17 protein-coding genes are annotated in these 17305 nt (G+C 47.8%); 6 read left to right on the top strand and 11 right to left on the bottom strand.

Going from position 1 to position 17305, the window contains the following annotated elements; translation table 11 throughout:
- Nucleotide 1: 1 nt before the first annotated feature.
- Nucleotides 2-1258, bottom strand: a complete 1257-nt coding sequence (locus LPW36_RS07620; RefSeq protein ID WP_230608894.1) for a tyrosine-type recombinase/integrase — start codon at nucleotides 1256-1258, stop codon at nucleotides 2-4.
- 351 nt (nucleotides 1259-1609) lie between these two features.
- Nucleotides 1610-2473, bottom strand: coding sequence for a YicC/YloC family endoribonuclease (locus LPW36_RS07615; protein ID WP_230608893.1), 864 nt, complete (start codon nucleotides 2471-2473; stop codon nucleotides 1610-1612).
- Between the two features lie 374 nt (nucleotides 2474-2847).
- Between LPW36_RS07615 and LPW36_RS07610 the strand changes: the two genes are divergently transcribed.
- The 5 genes from LPW36_RS07610 (at nucleotide 2848) to pyrE (ending at nucleotide 7051) form a co-directional block, all read left to right on the top strand.
- Nucleotides 2848-3225 carry an HlyD family secretion protein gene (locus LPW36_RS07610; protein ID WP_268991563.1) on the top strand — a complete coding sequence of 126 codons (378 nt, stop codon included), beginning with the start codon at nucleotides 2848-2850 and terminating at the stop codon, nucleotides 3223-3225.
- Nucleotides 3206-4879, top strand: a complete 1674-nt coding sequence (locus LPW36_RS07605; protein WP_230608892.1) for a peptidase domain-containing ABC transporter — start codon at nucleotides 3206-3208, stop codon at nucleotides 4877-4879. The genes LPW36_RS07610 and LPW36_RS07605 overlap by 20 nt, the downstream gene beginning before the upstream one ends.
- Nucleotides 4880-5111: 232 nt before the next feature.
- Nucleotides 5112-5267: a P1/P2 acidic ribosomal protein gene (locus LPW36_RS07600; RefSeq protein ID WP_230608891.1), complete on the top strand. Its 156-nt coding sequence runs from the start codon at nucleotides 5112-5114 to the stop codon at nucleotides 5265-5267.
- A 340-nt stretch (nucleotides 5268-5607) separates the two neighbouring features.
- Nucleotides 5608-6324 (top strand): ribonuclease PH, encoded by a 717-nt coding sequence (gene rph / locus LPW36_RS07595; protein ID WP_130590045.1) that lies wholly within the window; start codon nucleotides 5608-5610, stop codon nucleotides 6322-6324.
- Between the two features lie 85 nt (nucleotides 6325-6409).
- The gene (pyrE, locus tag LPW36_RS07590) at nucleotides 6410-7051 is read left to right on the top strand and encodes an orotate phosphoribosyltransferase (protein WP_230608890.1); all 642 of its coding nucleotides are present in this window, start codon (nucleotides 6410-6412) and stop codon (nucleotides 7049-7051) included.
- 73 nt (nucleotides 7052-7124) lie between these two features.
- Here the strand turns inward: pyrE and glpX are convergent, their stop codons facing one another.
- The 3 genes from glpX to LPW36_RS07575 all read right to left on the bottom strand — a co-directional run bounded on the left by glpX (nucleotide 7125) and on the right by LPW36_RS07575 (nucleotide 10701).
- A complete protein-coding gene (gene glpX / locus LPW36_RS07585) occupies nucleotides 7125-8135 on the bottom strand; it encodes a class II fructose-bisphosphatase (RefSeq protein WP_230608889.1) in 1011 nt (336 codons plus the stop codon).
- 188 nt (nucleotides 8136-8323) lie between these two features.
- Nucleotides 8324-9835: a glycerol kinase GlpK gene (gene glpK / locus LPW36_RS07580; protein WP_230608888.1), complete on the bottom strand. Its 1512-nt coding sequence runs from the start codon at nucleotides 9833-9835 to the stop codon at nucleotides 8324-8326.
- A gap of 47 nt (nucleotides 9836-9882) precedes the next feature.
- Nucleotides 9883-10701, bottom strand: a complete 819-nt coding sequence (locus tag LPW36_RS07575; RefSeq protein WP_230608887.1) for an MIP/aquaporin family protein — start codon at nucleotides 10699-10701, stop codon at nucleotides 9883-9885.
- A 487-nt stretch (nucleotides 10702-11188) separates the two neighbouring features.
- Here LPW36_RS07575 and zapB point away from each other — a divergent pair, with 487 nt between their 5' ends.
- A complete protein-coding gene (zapB, locus tag LPW36_RS07570) occupies nucleotides 11189-11428 on the top strand; it encodes a cell division protein ZapB (protein ID WP_230608886.1) in 240 nt (79 codons plus the stop codon).
- Between the two features lie 75 nt (nucleotides 11429-11503).
- Here zapB and LPW36_RS07565 read toward each other — a convergent pair whose 3' ends face one another.
- The 6 genes from LPW36_RS07565 to ftsN all read right to left on the bottom strand — a co-directional run bounded on the left by LPW36_RS07565 (nucleotide 11504) and on the right by ftsN (nucleotide 17305).
- Nucleotides 11504-12373: an AraC family transcriptional regulator gene (locus LPW36_RS07565; protein ID WP_230608921.1), complete on the bottom strand. Its 870-nt coding sequence runs from the start codon at nucleotides 12371-12373 to the stop codon at nucleotides 11504-11506.
- A gap of 242 nt (nucleotides 12374-12615) precedes the next feature.
- The gene (rraA, locus tag LPW36_RS07560) at nucleotides 12616-13101 is read right to left on the bottom strand and encodes a ribonuclease E activity regulator RraA (protein ID WP_230608885.1); all 486 of its coding nucleotides are present in this window, start codon (nucleotides 13099-13101) and stop codon (nucleotides 12616-12618) included.
- Between the two features lie 151 nt (nucleotides 13102-13252).
- A complete protein-coding gene (locus LPW36_RS07555) occupies nucleotides 13253-14170 on the bottom strand; it encodes a 1,4-dihydroxy-2-naphthoate polyprenyltransferase (protein WP_230608884.1) in 918 nt (305 codons plus the stop codon).
- Between the two features lie 207 nt (nucleotides 14171-14377).
- Complete coding sequence (gene hslU / locus LPW36_RS07550; RefSeq protein ID WP_230608920.1) at nucleotides 14378-15709, bottom strand: HslU--HslV peptidase ATPase subunit; 1332 nt, start codon at nucleotides 15707-15709, stop codon at nucleotides 14378-14380.
- 11 nt (nucleotides 15710-15720) lie between these two features.
- Entirely contained in the window at nucleotides 15721-16251 is a 531-nt protein-coding gene (gene hslV / locus LPW36_RS07545; protein ID WP_218467479.1) for an ATP-dependent protease subunit HslV, read from the bottom strand.
- 196 nt (nucleotides 16252-16447) lie between these two features.
- Nucleotides 16448-17305 (bottom strand): cell division protein FtsN, encoded by an 858-nt coding sequence (ftsN, locus tag LPW36_RS07540; protein WP_230608883.1) that lies wholly within the window; start codon nucleotides 17303-17305, stop codon nucleotides 16448-16450.

The following is a 17305-nucleotide window of genomic DNA, read 5'->3' as shown; positions in this document are numbered from 1 at the left end:
GTTAGCGCCCTCCTGTGTGGTGTTGTGAAGCGGGCTCAAAGTTCACCAGTGGTTCAACCACATCGGCCACGGTTTGATGGGCAATACGGCGCTCTTCAAAGTAATCGTGGCGGTCGTAGATACCCTCAACGCCTTTTAGCTTATGGTTAAGACAGCGTTCGGCTACGTTGCCTGCAATGCCCAAAGAGGCGGCAAGGCTGCGAAAGGTGCGGCGCAAATCGTGTACGGTGAAGTGTTCAAGTTTGCCCATTTTATTGGGAGGCTGCTTTTTGCGCCCAGGCTCGCGACCAAAGAGTTTAGATATGGCACGGTTGAGTGTATCTGGCCCCATATGTGGGCGATGGCTTGCTCGTCTGGCTGGGAAAACATAAGGCGAGCCACAAGCGCGGATTTGCAACTCGTTAAACCAAGTAATGGCTTGGCGTGGTAAGGGAATGCTGATTGGCACGCCGGTTTTGCTGCGTTCTTTGGGCAGATCCCACACGCCTGTGGTTAAATCCATTTCACGCCACATGGCTTCGCAAAGTTCGCTTTTGCGTACGCCCAATACCAAAAAAAGACAGCAAGCGAGGTAGTTGTCGCGGCCAAAGCTATTGATATGGGTATGAAACACGCTAAAGGCGTAGTGAATTTCCTCTTTGCTAAGCATCCTGTCTTTACTGGACTCCACGCCACCGGCATCGTCCACGGTAAATGCTGCGGCTGGGTTGTTCAGCGTTAAGTCGAGCTTTATCGCATGCCGAAACAGCTGCTTCATGTACATCAAGGTATCGTTGGCAATGGTAGGGCGGTTACTTTCTCGAATACGCTCTAATACTTCGCGCACATGTGTGGGGCGCACAGCTTGGATAGAAAGTTGACCAATCACTGGTGCAATCTCTTTGGTAAAAACACGTTTGGGTATATTGGGGTGCTTTAACCGGCGACTTAAGTCTTTGGCATACCAGTCTTGAAACAACTGGCTGACATTTTGGATCTCTGGGATGGTTTCAATAGCGCGAATTGCTAATGGATCTTCACCTTGCTGAAGTTGTAGCTGCATTTTAGACGATTCAAGTCGAGCCTCTGCTAAGGTCATACTTGGATATTGACCGAGCGTGGCTTCTCGTCGTCCGTTTAGGCTGGTATACCTTAGCATCCAATACGGCATGCCAGATTTTCTTACGCAAAAATATAGGCCATTACCATCACTGTATTTTTTGTTTGCTGCTGCGGTGCGAGCATAAGATTGCACCTGAGTTGCGGTTAGTTTTGCCATCGTTTGTTACTCTATATTCCTAAGAAATCGTTAAAATTTGCTCACCATTGCCCACCACTGTTTGTTTATCGATTGGTTCGATAGTTGAGTGATTGAACAATCTGCAAGCAGCACGATAAGTGGAGATGGCATAAGGCGGTGGTGAGATAGATGCAAAAATCTGCTCACCAGATACCTTGACTTTTTGCTTATTGAGTCAAAAAAACAGGTCTTGCCCACCATTTTGCCCACCACTTAAACAGCAACGGGTAACGGACATCTGTAAACCGATTTGGACGGGAAAAATAAAAAAGCCCTGTATTTACAAGCAAATAACAGGGCTTCTAAGACATTCTTGGACGGGTAAAAAAACTATTCGATGTTTTGAATCTGCTCCCGCATCTGCTCAATCAGCACCTTCAACTCAATCGCCGATGCAGTCACCTCTGAATTAATCGACTTAGACGCCAGCGTATTCGACTCGCGGTTAAATTCCTGCATCATAAAGTCTAAACGACGGCCAACGGCTTCTGGTTTTTTCAGAATGGCATACGTCTCTTTCACATGTGCATCAAGGCGGTCCAGCTCTTCGGCGACGTCAGTGCGCTGTGCCAGCATCACCAGCTCTTGCTCCAGACGGTTATTCTCTAACTGCACCTGTGCTTCTTCCAGCTTACTGAGCAGTCTTTCACGCTGCCACACCAAAACCTCCGGCATACGGGCGCGGACTTTCACTACTTCTGTACTTACCCCTTCCAGACGCTGTTCAATCAGGGTCTTCAGTGAAGCGCCTTCCCGCTCGCGGGCATCGATAAATTCGTTAATGGCGATTTCCAGAGATTCCATCAGTTCGGTACTGATCGCATCCAAATCCTGACTTTTTGCCGACATAACACCCGGCCAGCGCAGAATATCTACCGGATTAATCTCTCCCTCATTGCTCTGCATTTTCACCCAGTTGGCGGCCTGAACCAGCTGCTGTGCCAGTTCTTTATTCAGCATCATCTCGGTTTGAGTGGAAGGATCAATCTCAAACCGCAGGTTACACTCGATTTTTCCACGAGTCAGACGTGTACGTAAGCGCTCACGAATTACCGGTTCCAGACTGCGGAATTGTTCCGGCAGGCGGATGTATGTCTCTAAATAACGCTGGTTAACGGAGCGGAGTTCCCAGGTTGCGCTACCCCATTCCCCTTTGGTTTCATGGCGTGCATAGGCGGTCATACTGCGGATCATAATCAGGTACCCGTTTGTCGAAGAAAAAAAGATTATACCTCGGAGTGCCAGAAGATACCTGGCTGAATGTATATAGGTTTTAGGTTCAGGCTACTCAATATCAGCTCCATAATCAATGAAGCCAGTCTGCTCCCATATTAGATGGTCTTTGGCTTAACAAACCAGAGGCTCATCATATAAACGACAGTCAGGTGACTCCATAGAACTAAAAACATAGTTTTGCCGGATAGATCAAAGCCTCTGCGCATCTATTTTCTCTTCAATGGCGGAATGGATCTTTTACAGATATTACCTATTCTCAATAGCATTAGTTGCAGGATGCGCTCAGTTGTGAATGTAAGGATCATCGTTGATCGTCTCAACAGAGTGAAAATATGCCAATACAATTTCGAAAAGAAGTTACTGAACGACAGCAAACTCAGTGGAAGGGGAAAGCTCTGCTGCTATCCGGGTGGTCAGTCTGGGTAACATTGGGTCTAACCGTGGGATTTATGGTCTGTCTGTTTATTTTCTTGCTCTTTACCAGCTATACCCGCCGAATTACCGTCAGCGGTGAAATCATTACTCAACCTCATACTATTAACTTGTTTGCCCCGGCGCAGGGGGTGGTATCGAAGCTGCTAGTGGATAATGGCGCAACGGTTAAAGAAGGCACGCCGCTGTATCAGATTGACGTTAGTCAGGTAACCGGCTCGGGTACGGGAAGTTTCACTGCATTTTACGGGTGTTGCGTTGGAACTATGGCCAGATAGTGAATTTACCCCGACCAGGGCTCGCCATCGATTCAACATCCGTAAGCTGATGGGTAGCGTCAGCGGTCTGTTTGCCATGTTAGTAAAACTGTTTTGTTTTTTGTTACTGATTGAGTCAATCAATCTACTGCTGCCGGTAGGAATGCAACTGGTCATGGATCATGTCATACCGGCTAAAGATCCTAATCTGCTAACGCTGATTTGCCTGGGGTTATTGCTATTTGTTCTGTTTCGTACCGGTATGGGGATTTTAAGGTCGTGGATGTCGCTGGTAATGACCACTCTGATTGATGTGCAGTGGAAAACCAGTTTATTCGATCATCTGATGGCATTGCCCTTGACCTATTTTGAAAAACGTAAGCTGGGGGATATTCAATCGCGTTTTGTCTCCCTTGATACCCTGAGAACCACGCTGACCAGCAATATAATTAACAGCCTGATGGACGGTATTATGACGGTAGGGCTATTGATAATGATGTTCCTGTATGGCGGTTGGCTGGTGTGGGTGGTACTGGGCTTTACTGTGCTTTATTGTTTGTTCCGGTTATCGACTTATAACCGTTATCGTCAGGTATCAGAAGAGCAGTTAGTGAAGTCTGCACGAGCAGGTTCTCACTTTATGGAAACCCTCTATGGTGTGGGCACGCTTAAAGCACTGGGACTTTCCGCAACCCGTTCACAGCACTGGCTGAATATGAACATTGATACCGCCAATGCCACGATCCGTAAAACTAAATTTGAGATGTTGTTTACGGGAGGGAATTCGCTGATTGCTACTCTGGACCAGATATTGTTGCTGTGGTTGGGGGCGACTCAGGTCATTGATGGGCATATGACACTGGGGATGTTTGTCGCGTTTAATATCTATCGTGGACAGTTCTCCGATCGGGCGGCAAATTTGCTGAATATGGTTTTGCAGCTGCGAATGTTGTCGATGCATGCCGAGCGTATTGCCGATATTGCACTGAGCGAAACAGAAAATACGTTACCACCACGGGCGCTGTTAAAACCGGGTGAACCCGCACAGCTTGATGTACAGGGCATTTCCTTTCAATACGATATGATTTCAGCTCCGCTAATTACGCAGTTGAATCTTACAGTAGCCGCAGGGGAAAGTCTGGCGATAACAGGCCCTTCCGGTAAAGGAAAAACCACCCTGATGAAAATTATGGCGGGATTACTGCTGCCAACGTCCGGTGAGATCAGGCTTAATGGCGTGGATATTAGCAAAGCTGGTATTAATAATTACCGCGCTTGTATCGCCTGTGTGCTACAGGAAGATACGTTATTTGCGGGTTCTATTGCAGAAAATATTGCAGGATTTGATGAACAAAAAGATGACGCACATATGCAAGATTGCGCTCGTCGAAGCCATATACATGAAGATATTCTGCGTATGCCGATGGGGTATGAGACCTTAGTTAGTGAACTGGGAGGAAGCCTGTCTGGTGGGCAAAAGCAGCGATTATTGATTGCCCGAGCCCTTTATCGCCGTCCCAGTATTCTGTTTTTAGATGAAGCAACCAGTCATTTGGATACGGACAATGAAAGCCGTGTGAATGCAGCGATACAAGAGCTAAATATCACACGGATAATCATTGCTCACCGTCAGTCGACTATTGCATCCGCCGATCGTGTTATTACTCTGGAATAACAGAATTGCATATAACGACACATGGCCTTACAACAATCGTCAGGAAAAGTATAGGAAGTCAACTATCCTTTTCAGTGTACTTTCTGAAAGTACGTTAGTTAACAGTGGAGCATGTGAAACAGCCGTTCCATTATCTGCCTGAAGTGTTTTAAATCAACGAGGTTGAGCAATCACGAAAGAATTAATTCGTGAATTATCTGAGCAGGACACACTAACCGTATCGGGTGGTGGTTTGATAGGAAATCTGGTTAACACTGTTCTTGGTAATAGTACCGTCACTGATAATGTTTTAGATCCGGCTAAAAACGATGTAAAAGATATCCTCGCAAGCGTTGGTGCTGAAGTTGATCAAGGTCGATTAGATGATCTGTTGGATAAGGTCCTTTAAGTAATCCGTTGGTACTAAACACCGCAGACTACATCCCCCGTTTTCTGTGGTGTTTTTAACCTGAAAATTTGGCTTTCTGTGAGTTATTTTTTGGTTATTTATTGCTATTTCTCATAATCCCTCAGGTTTTCTTCCAGTCATATTCCATGCTATTTATCTGACTAAATTGAATAAAATTATTTTATGTTTGGTAAGTTTGCCAACCCATGATAGGCATTAGGTCACGAAGTCAGTATAATGCGCGGTCACAGAAGCAGGGTGTGTTCCTCAGTATTATCAGAAAGCTACTGTGGAACACCTCCTGAGCCAATACTAAAACTAAATCAGCGGAGATTATTGCATGCGCCCAGAAGGTCGAAGTGCTCAGCAAGTACGCCCTATCACCCTTACCCGCAACTACACAAAGCATGCAGAAGGCGCTGTTCTGGTGGAGTTTGGCGAAACCAAAGTATTATGTACCGCCACCATTGAAGAAGGCGTTCCGCGCTTTCTGAAAGGTCAGGGGCAGGGTTGGATCACTGCGGAATACGGTATGTTACCGCGTTCGACCCATACCCGTAACCCGCGTGAAGCCGCAAAAGGTAAGCAGGGTGGCAGAACCCTGGAAATCCAGCGTCTGATAGCTCGTTCACTGCGCGCGGCGGTGGATTTGACACAACTGGGCGAGTTTACCATTACCTTAGACTGTGACGTGCTACAGGCTGATGGCGGCACTCGTACTGCCTCCATCACCGGTGCCTGTGTGGCATTAGCCGATGCATTAAACAAGCTGGTTGCCGATGGCAAGCTGAAGCAAAACCCAATGAAGTGCATGGTGGCCGCGGTATCCGTTGGTATCGTAGGTGGTGAAGCGGTTTGCGATTTGGAATATGTGGAAGACTCTGCCGCAGAAACCGATATGAATGTGGTAATGACCGACGATGGTCGCATGATTGAAGTGCAGGGTACCGCCGAGGGGGAACCCTTCACCCATGAAGAGCTATTGAGCCTGTTGGCGCTGGCGCGTCAGGGAATTGATACTATCATCAAGGCGCAAAAAGCAGTACTTGGACAATAAGTTGAAAAGCGACGGAGACGTCGCTTTTTTTACGATCGAATTTTTACGATTTAAAGTTGTGTAATCAGTTGAGGAGATGCCGTTTATGAAACCCTATCAGCGCCAGTTTATTGAGTTCGCACTTAACAAGCAGGTATTAAAGTTTGGTGAGTTCCATCTGAAATCAGGACGAATCAGCCCTTACTTTTTTAATGCGGGTCTCTTTAATACCGGTCGCGATCTGGCTCTGTTGGGGCGTTTTTATGCAGCGGCGTTGGTGGATTCCGGCATTGAGTTTGATCTGCTGTTTGGCCCGGCCTATAAGGGTATTCCTATTGCCACTACCACGGCAGTGGCGTTATCAGAACACCACGATCGTGATGTGCCTTATTGCTTTAACCGCAAAGAAGCCAAAGATCACGGTGAAGGTGGTCATTTAGTGGGTAGCCCGTTGGCAGGCCGGGTGATGCTGGTGGACGATGTTATTACCGCGGGTACCGCTATCCGTGAGTCAATGGAAGTGATCCACCAACATGATGCGACTTTAAGCGGGGTATTAATCTCTCTGGACCGTCAGGAAAGAGGTCGCGGAGAACTGTCAGCCATTCAGGAAGTGAAACGAGATTACCAGTGTGAAATGATCACCATTATCACTCTGGACGATCTGGTGGAATACCTGACAGAAAAGCCAGAGATGGCAGAGCATCTGGTGGCGATTAAGGCTTACCAAAATGAATATGGCGTTTGATATTTTGTTATGAGCTATAAAAGATTTCGTCCACTGTACGGCGAGTGGACGAAATTAGTACCGGAATAATGAATTACAGCAAAATATCACACAGCGCCGGATCTTTACGGTCCAGATAGTGAATTGATTGAATACGACGAATGGTACGAGACTTACCGCGAATCATCAGCGTTTCGGTAGTTGCCATATTGCCGGTGCGCTGAATACCATTAAGCAAATCACCTTTGGTGATGCCGGTGGCGGAGAAGATGATATTGTCATTACGGGCCATCTCTCCCAGCTTGAGCACCTTACCTGCATCAATTCCCATTTGTTTACAGCGAGCCAGCTCCTGCTCACCAATGCGGCGGTTTTCTTCGCTATCCCCTTTAACCTGATGGCGAGCCAACAGGCGGGATTGCATATCGCCATCCAGCGCGCGAATCACCGCGGCGGAAATAACCCCTTCCGGCGCGCCACCAATACCGTACATCACATCTACTTCGCTGTCTGGCATACAGGTCAGAATGGATGCGGCTACATCACCATCGGGAATGGCAAATACCCGAACGCCAAGTTGCTGCATCTCTTCAATCACTTTATCGTGACGTGGTTTAGCTAAGGTAATTACCGTCAGCTCAGACAGCGGTTTGTTGAGTTTTAGCGCGATACGTTTGAGGTTTTCTGTCAAAGGCAGATTCAGGTCGATCGTGTCTTTAGCGCCCGGCCCAACAACCAGTTTTTCCATATACATATCAGGTGCGTGCAGAAAAGCGCCTTTTTCTGCCACCGCCAGCACCGCCAGCGCATTGGCTTGCCCCATAGCGGTCATACGTGTTCCTTCGATGGGGTCTACCGCAATATCAACGGCATCACCTTTGCCGGTACCGACTTTTTCACCGATATACAGCATTGGTGCCTCATCGATTTCACCTTCACCGATGACAATTTCACCGTCAATATTGACCTGATTGAGTACGATTCGCATGGCTTCCACTGCGGCACCGTCCGCTTTGTTTTTATCACCGCGGCCTAAGTAGCGATAACCGGCCAGGGCAGCGGCCTCGGTGACGCGAGAAAACTCAATTGCAAGTTCACGTTTCATGTATTGGGTCCGTAATATATTGAAAAAGTAAGATGAGTAAAAAACTGCCGGGATCTTATCACAGTTAAAGCGTGGTGAAATGGCGGGGGAGAGAATAATCCATAGATAAAGGGCCCGTATGGGCCCTTAGATGGTGAGTAAAATCAACAGTCCGACTGTTGATTCGAAAAAAATCTCATAGTGTCATATTACTCATCATGCTCTTCCCACTCACGCGCACGCGCCACGGCCTTCTGCCAGCCTTTATAACGGTAGTTACGCTCGGTGGTTTCAATACCCGGTTTAAACACGCGTTCAATGTCTGCTTTGCTCTTCACCTCTTCCAGATCGCTCCAGAAACCAACCGCTAGACCGGCAAGATAAGCCGCACCTAATGCAGTGACTTCACGAACCGCCGGACGTTCCACCGAAGTACCGAGAATGTCTGACTGGAACTGCATCAGGAAGTTATTGGAGACGGCTCCGCCATCAACCCGCAGGGCTTTCAGGCGAGTGCCTGCATCCGCCTGCATCGCGTCCAGCACGTCGCGAGTCTGATAAGCAATTGACTCCAGCGTTGCGCGGATTATGTGGTTTGAGTTTACGCCACGGGTCAGGCCAAGAATGGCGCCACGGGCATATGGGTCCCAGTATGGCGCACCGAGGCCGGTAAACGCAGGTACCACGTAAACACCGTTACTGTCTTTCACTTTGGTGGCGAAATATTCGGAGTCCATAGCATCGGTAAACAGTTTCAACTCGTCACGTAGCCACTGAATAGAGGCTCCGCCAATAAATACCGCACCTTCCAGCGCATAGTTCACTTCACCACGTGGGCCACAAGCGATAGTGGTTAGCAGACCATGTTCTGACTTAACAACCTCTTTACCGGTGTTCATTAACAGGAAGCAGCCGGTACCATAGGTATTTTTCGCCATGCCCGGCTGAACGCACAGGTGGCCGAACAGTGCCGCCTGCTGGTCACCCGCCATACCCGAAATTGGAATACGGGTTCCGCCTTTACCACCAATGTTGGTTTTGCCATAGATTTCAGACGATGGGCGAACTTCCGGCAGCATTTCCCGTGGAATATCCAGCAATTCCAGCATGCGCTCATCCCACTGTAGGGTTTTAATGTTGAACAACATGGTGCGCGAGGCGTTGGTATAGTCGGTGACATGGGTACGGCCCTGAGTCATGTTCCACACCAGCCAGGTATCAACGGTACCAAACAGTAGCTCACCACGTTTTGCCCGGTCGCGTGCGCCTTCTACATGGTCCAGAATCCATTTTACTTTGGTGCCGGAGAAGTAAGGGTCGACCACCAAACCGGTATTTTCACGGATGTAGTCGGTCATTCCCTCTTTCTTTAGCTGCTCACAAATACTGGCCGTTCTGCGGCACTGCCAGACGATAGCGTTATAAATAGGTTTACCGGTAGCTTTATCCCAGACGATGGTAGTTTCACGCTGGTTAGTAATACCAATAGCGGCAACTTCATCAGAACTGATACCCGTTTGAGCCAGTACTTCAACCAGTACCGAACTTTGGGTTGCCCAAATCTCCATGGGGTCGTGCTCTACCCAGCCGGCATGAGGGTAGATTTGAGTAAATTCACGCTGTGATACGCCAATAATATTGGCATCGTGGTCTAATACCACCGCTCGTGAACTTGTGGTTCCCTGATCGAGGGCGACAATGTATTTTTGCTCAGTCGTCATTGCGGTCACTCCGTGAATTGACGTAGTAAAAAGGGGTAAAACAATCGTTATTTTTTATCTTCGATAGCACAGGCTTCACAGGGTAAATTACCGCCAATGAATACCTTATAGCCCCAGGCTCCCAGGCAACCACCGATAATAGGCCCCAGAATTGGTACAATAAAATAAGGGATCTCTCTTCCACCAGTGAGTGCGATGTTACCCCAGCCAGCAAAATAGGCGAACAGTTTTGGACCGAAGTCACGAGCCGGGTTCATGGCGAAACCGGTTAACGGACCCATTGATGCACCAATAACCGCAACCAGAATACCGATCAACAATGGCCCCAACGAACCACGCGGTACACCGTTGCCATCATCGGTTAAGGCCAGAATCAGGGCTAGCAGGGTGGCAGAAATCACCACTTCCACACAAAATGCCTGGAATACATTAATGGCCGGGTTTGGATAAGTAGAGAAGGTACCCGCCAGTGACAGGCTATCTACGCTGCCCCGAACAATATGTTGAGCGGTTTCTACTTCATAGAACAGACTGAAATAAAGGGCATATACCATTGCGGCACCGCAAAATGCGCCGGCAACCTGTGAGATAATATAAGGAATGACTTTCTTACGGTCGAAGCAGGCAAATAACCACAGGGCAATGGTAACTGCCGGGTTGAGGTGAGCGCCGGATACGCCCGCCGTTAAGTAGACGCCCAGCGAAACCGCCAGACCCCAGATAATACTAATTTCCCATTGTCCAAAGCTGGCACCGGCGACTTTTAGTGCTGCAACACAACCAATCCCAAAAAAGAGAAACAGTCCCGTACCAAGGAATTCAGCAATACATTGCCCTTTTAAAGTAGGGCCAGCGTTTTGACTCATAAATATAGTCCTGCAATTGATGGGTAAGGTGGTAATCTGGTTACCTGTATTTGCCTCTATTTTTTAGCGATTAGAGGAGAAGACCGAATTTTATCGTTATCGCGCTATATCGAAAAATAACGAAAGTCTGATTTTGTGTATTCGGTCAAATAATTGCTCTTTTGAGTTCGAAAAGTGATAGGTGACGCAGGTTTCTATTGGTGTACTACTCGTTTCAGGGGAAATAAACCGTTGTCATGGTAAAATTGATAACCACGGGTTTAATGATTTTGGGCCGCTAGTTAGCTAACTGTACTGCCTGATTGACAAAATTTCTGAACATTCGCGCTTTATATGGGTCTATGCCTGGACAGCGTTCGTTCAGGTAAATACAATCAGGCTGTTGATTTTGGCGTTCCACCATTGGGATGTGTGCGTCTTGCCGCTAGCGGCTGTTATAAATGTTAGGTTTTCCGCTTTGCGGTTATGTCTATATGAGGACAAAATAATGTCATTTGAAGTATTCGAAAAACTGGAAGCTAAGGTCCAACAGGCCATTGATACTATCACTTTGCTGCAAATGGAAATTGAAGAGCTGAAGGAAAAAAATAACTCTTTAGTTCGTGAAGTTGAATCTTCTGCCAGTGGACGTGAGTCATTAGTGAACGAAAACGTTCAGTTGAAACAAGAACAACAAGCCTGGCAGGAGCGTTTACGTCTTCTGTTGGGAAAAATGGATGAAGTCTAATTGCGTTAACGATTAGCCATCAGACAATAAAAACGCCGCGTGAGCGGCGTTTTTATTGAGTTTTCTGACTTACCGTCATTTCAGTGGCAAATAGATATCTGTCAGTAATTCATGCTCTGCCACTTCATGTACAAAATTGAAGTAATGAAAGTAGAGTGGAAAATCGCGCAGTTCCTCACCGCTGCCGGGAAGCCATTCACGGTATAAACGACGGGCGCTCTCGGCCAGGGTTTGATGCGAGCCTTGATGGCGCACTACAGCGCATCGTCCGCCGGGTATTAATCCATTTACTACGCCAAATGGATTATCTTCGGGAACGGCAGTCTTTACCGAACCACCAAGGTCAAAACGAAACGCCTCAACCGGTGTTGTTGCCGGATCGTGAAAGGCAATGCCATAAGTCTGACTGGTGCACACCGGTGATAATCCGCTGCTCTTTCGCCATTCAATAAAACGCGTCGCTGTCACATTGATTAACTCCGGGTTACCCCGATGGGTCAACATTGCAATGGGAGTATCAGGAAAGTTAACTATCTTCACTTCCATGGTTTGGGTCTTTATATATTTTTGTTCAGGGATACGCTGATGCCAGTCAATCCAGTCGGGCTGCTGTCGAAACTGACTGGGTGTTTTTCCCAGCGCCTGTTTGAAGGCCCGACTAAATGACTCGTGATTTTGAAATCCGGCATCCAGTGCGATATCGATGATTTTCTCCAATGGATTAAAAGCCAGTCGGTATGATGCACGCCTGATTCGCATCCACTGAATATAACGACCTATTGGCATTCCACAGTAAGTGGTGAACTGCCGGTGAAAGTGAAAAGGTGAAAAATTGGCAATTTCACTCAGTAATTCAATGGTCAGTGGGTCATCCAGGTGCTGCTCAATATAGTTGAGTACCTTGCTAAAGCGCCTGGCATAGGCATCGGTTTTGTCATCGAACATTACATCCTTCATGTTCAATACTTTGGCAGAAAACCGTCAGCACAGCCTGACCGATCTTGCTGAGATTCAGAGTGATAATAAATATTATGCGGGAGATTATGCGGGAATAGTGGGCAGGGTAAAATTAAGTTCAAATTAAAATAACAGACAGGCGGTTGATTTTATCTGAAGCCGCCTTGCCCGGTTTGCCGTTAACGGGAAATAAAAATAGCGGAAACCAGTATGTCTCCGCCAGTCATGGTTTATTCGATGTCCAGCGCTTCTTCTGACAGGATAATGCCGGTATTGTCGGCATACAGATGGTCACCGGAGAAGAAGGTCACGCCACCAAAGTTAACGCGAATATCACTTTCGCCAATGTTCTGCGAGTCAGCGCCAACCGGAATGGATGCCAAAGCCTGAATGCCAATGTCCAGCTCTTCCAGTTCATCAACCTGACGAACTGCGCCGTAGACTACCAGCCCTTCCCATTCGTTTTGAACGGCAAGACGGGCTAACTCGGCATCGATCAGCGCACGACGAACAGAACCGCCGCCGTCAATTAGCAATACGCGACCCTGGCCATTTTCTTCCAATAGTTCATACAGCAGACCATTGTCTTCGAAACATTTAACCGTGGTGATTTGACCACCAAAAGAGGGGCGTCCGCCAAAGTTAGAGAACAGGGGTTCCACAACGTTGACTTCTTCATGATAGATGTCACATAACTCGGAAGTATCATATTTCATAAAATCGTCGCCTGTTTCTGTTGGTTCATTTTTCGCCATGAATAATCAGTATATCCTGATTTTTACAAGGATAGCAAAGTCATCCTGGTATTGAAGCCGCCGGAGCGGCTTATTCAATAAGGATAATCGTAAAAATGAGTGATGAGCAGCGTTAGCTGAGTACCACGCCGATAGCGAACAGAATATTGGTCAGTAATGCACCTTTAACCATCTGTTCCAGCATCGGACGCATGGCTACGGCCGTTGGCTCATGTAATACATACATCGCGTGACGGTAAAGTAGCGGTACGGCCAGTATAAACAGCCAGCCACTCCAGCTGCGTAAATCAAACAGGGCAAACAGAACCAGACACAAAAGCGCGCCGGCCAGCAACAGGAAGTGATAACGACGGCCCCATAATGGACCTAAACGTACTGCAAGCGTGTTTTTGCCATTCATACGATCGTTGTCAATATCGCGCAGATTATTGATATTCAACACAGCGGTTGCCAGTAAACCGCAAGCGGTGGCCGGTAGTATAACGATGCTATCGAAGGTCCCGGCCTGCAGATAATAGGTTCCGGCAACGCTTAACCAGCCAAAGAAGATCAGAACAGAAATGTCACCCAATCCCATATAACCATAAGGTTTGCGGCCAACGGTATAGGTAATGGAGGCGATAATAGCCAGTAAGCCCAACCCCAGGAAGCCAATGATATCTTCGGGTTTTTTACAGGCCAGAGCGATAAGCGCAATGCCGGAGGCGATAGTCAGAATGATGACGATGATCAGGGCTCGTTTCATCTGAGCCTGATTAATCAGTCCTTTTTGCATTCCGCGATTGGGGCCGATACGGGTTTCCGTATCGCTGCCTTTTATTGCATCCCCATAGTCGTTCGCCAGATTCGATAAAATCTGCAACATTGCCGCAGTCAGCAGAGCCATCAGCGCAATATCCAGCTGAAAATGGTGCATCCAGGCAGCCAGCGCAGAACCGGTAACAATCGATGCCAGTGCCAGAGGCAATGTAAGGGGGCGCAGGCTTTCAATCCAGGCTGCTGTTTTACTTGTTGAGTGAGTTTGGCTCATGTCTTAGTTTTAATTTAGTAACTTTTAATTTGAGAATAATTTCATAGCGGGCAGATCGGCCAGCCGCTAACTATACGCGCATTATAGAGAATTTAACGAGAGTTTGCTTTGATTCCAGGATAAAACCAAACGAATACTAAGGGATAAGTTTACGGGAGGCTAGTGCCTCCCGTAAATATGACTGATTGAGTAGAGCAATAAAAAACGTTACAGAATGAAACGGCTTAAATCTTCATCATCAACTAATTCATCCAGATGGCGACGAACATGCTCGGCATCAATATCAATGCTGGTGCCGTTACTTTCGCTGGCGTCATAGGAGATATCTTCCATTAAACGCTCGAGCACGGTATGTAAACGGCGGGCACCGATGTTTTCTGTACGCTCGTTTACCTGCCAGGCAGCTTCAGCAATACGACGAATACCATCTGCCTGGAAGTTGATCGTTACCCCTTCCGTTGCCATTAACGCTTTGTACTGCTCGGTTAATGATGCGCTTGGTTCAGTCAGAATACGTTCAAAATCTTCGGTGGTCAGGGCCTGCAACTCAACGCGGATCGGCAAACGACCCTGTAATTCAGGGATCAGGTCCGAAGGACTGGCGGTCTGGAATGCACCGGAAGCAATAAACAGAATATGGTCAGTTTTCACCATACCGTGTTTAGTGGAAACGGTACAACCTTCCACCAGCGGCAGTAAATCGCGCTGAACCCCTTCACGGGAGACATCCGGGCCGGAGACTTCACCACGTTTACAGATTTTGTCGATCTCATCGATAAACACGATACCGTGCTGTTCAACGGCATCAATTGCCTGTTGTTTCAGCTCTTCCGGATTGATCAACTTGCTGGCTTCTTCTTCAATCAGCACTTTAAACGCGTCTTTAATCTTCATTTTGCGTGGCTTTTGCTTTTGTCCACCCAAATTTTGGAACATAGACTGTAACTGGTTGGTCATCTCTTCCATGCCCGGAGGTGCCATGATTTCTACACCCATGGACATCGATGCCAGCTCAATTTCGATCTCTTTATCATCCAGTTGGCCTTCACGCAGTTTTTTGCGGAATGCCTGACGGGCGGTAGAGCTGTCAGAACTGTTTTCAGCCTGGCCCCAGTTGTCGCGCGCCGGTGGAATTAAAACGTCAAGAATACGCTCTTCTGCCAGTTCTTCAGCACGAAAACGCATTTTCTCAACGGATTGTTGACGAACCATTTTGATGGCCGCATCGGTTAAATCGCGGATAATAGAGTCGACTTCTTTCCCCACGTAGCCCACTTCGGTGAACTTGGTGGCTTCCACTTTGATAAATGGTGCGTTGGCCAGTTTCGCTAGGCGGCGGGCGATTTCGGTTTTACCCACACCGGTTGGGCCAATCATTAAAATATTTTTTGGTGTGACTTCATGACGTAATACTTCATCAAGCTGCATACGGCGCCAGCGGTTACGCAGAGCAATGGCCACGGCACGCTTGGCTTTGTTCTGACCGATGATATAGCTGTCAAGTTCACTGACTATTTCGCGAGGGGTCATTTCAGACATCATTACGGTCCTTATTCTTTAGCTTTTAATTCTTCGATGGTTTGGAAACGGTTGGTATAAATACAAATATCACCGGCAATAGACAGAGACTTCTCCACGATATCTCTGGCATTCATATCGGTATTTTCCAACAGTGCTCTGGCGGCAGATTGGGCATAAGGGCCACCGGAACCAATGGCAATCAAATCATTTTCTGGCTGAACTACATCACCATTACCAGTGATAATCAGGGAAGCGGTTTCATCCGCTACGGCTAACAGCGCTTCCAGCCGACGCAACATACGGTCAGTTCGCCAGTCTTTTGCCAGCTCAACCGCCGCTTTTGTCAGATGCCCTTGATGCATCTCCAGCTTGCGCTCAAAGCGTTCAAACAGTGTGAAGGCATCTGCGGTGCCACCGGCAAAGCCAGCAATCACACGGTCGTTATACAGGCGGCGAACTTTACGGGCATTGCCCTTCATCACGGTGTTACCCAGAGTTACCTGGCCATCACCCCCAATTACTACATGACCGTTGCGGCGAACGCTTACAATTGTTGTCACGTGCAGATCCTCATTAGCTGATAGAAACAGCCTTACATAAGAGGCAAGGCATAATTGGTATTTAAATGGGGGGATGGCGTCAGATTTTCAACCCTGAAGAACTAAAATATTCAGGGCGCGATGAGGGTGCAAAATAACCATCGGGCCACCATAAGGCAGCCCGAAACTGGAAGTAAACTATATAATATACAGACGATTACTTGCCTGAAGCCACCGGAATGCAACTGCTTACACCGCTACTTTTCAGCCGTTGTAAAGTTTTGTCTGCAGCTTCACGATTGTTATAGGGACCAAGAATAACTCTGTTCCAACCGCCGCTGGTGCTGATTCGGCTTTCAATACCGGAGAAGGCCAGATTAACTTTCACTGATTCGGCCTGATCTAAAGCTTTGAATGAACCACACTGGATGATCCAGCGTTGGTTTTGTGCCTGAGCCGCCGTCTGGCTGGTGGTTTTCGGTGTTGATGTCACCGGAGCCGGGTCCTGAGTTTGTGCTGGCGCTGGCGGCGTGGTTTTCTTTGGTGGTGTCTGGGGCTGTTGCTGTGCCTGTGCCTGCACTTGGGGCTGCGTGTTAGTCACTGTGGTGTTATTTAACGCCGGTTTTGTTCCACCATCGCGGGCAGTAGACGCACGACCACTGGCATCGACACCAGAAAGCTGAATAGGTGGCTTTTGCATATCAGCCTGAATTTGGTCCAGCATTCTACGTTGTTCCGCCGTCAACGGAGCCTGCGTATTGTTTTTAGGCTGGCCCGTTGAGTTAGGTGAGTTGGTCACCTGGCGGTTCTCCAGCTCTTTTATGTAGCTCCAGCGCTCTTCCGGTTTTGGCGGTAAACCATCCCCTGGTTTGGTTGGGGGCGTTCCGGTAGCGGGCACCGTTGCAGGCTTATGCTGGGTAATATAGTAAAGGCCTCCGCCAAATACGACCAATACGGCAAGGGCAAGCACAATCATCAGTTTGGACGTGCCGCCTGATGTGCTTTTTTTCTTTCTGCTATTTTTTTTACTCCGCGTCCCTGAGCGACTACGGCTTACATAATCTCGTTGTGCCAC

Source organism: Limnobaculum eriocheiris (assembly GCF_021010575.1).
GTDB lineage: Bacteria > Pseudomonadota > Gammaproteobacteria > Enterobacterales > Enterobacteriaceae > Limnobaculum > Limnobaculum eriocheiris.
Note: the sequence above shows the minus strand (reverse complement) of the source record. Positions and strands in the feature narration are given on the sequence as shown.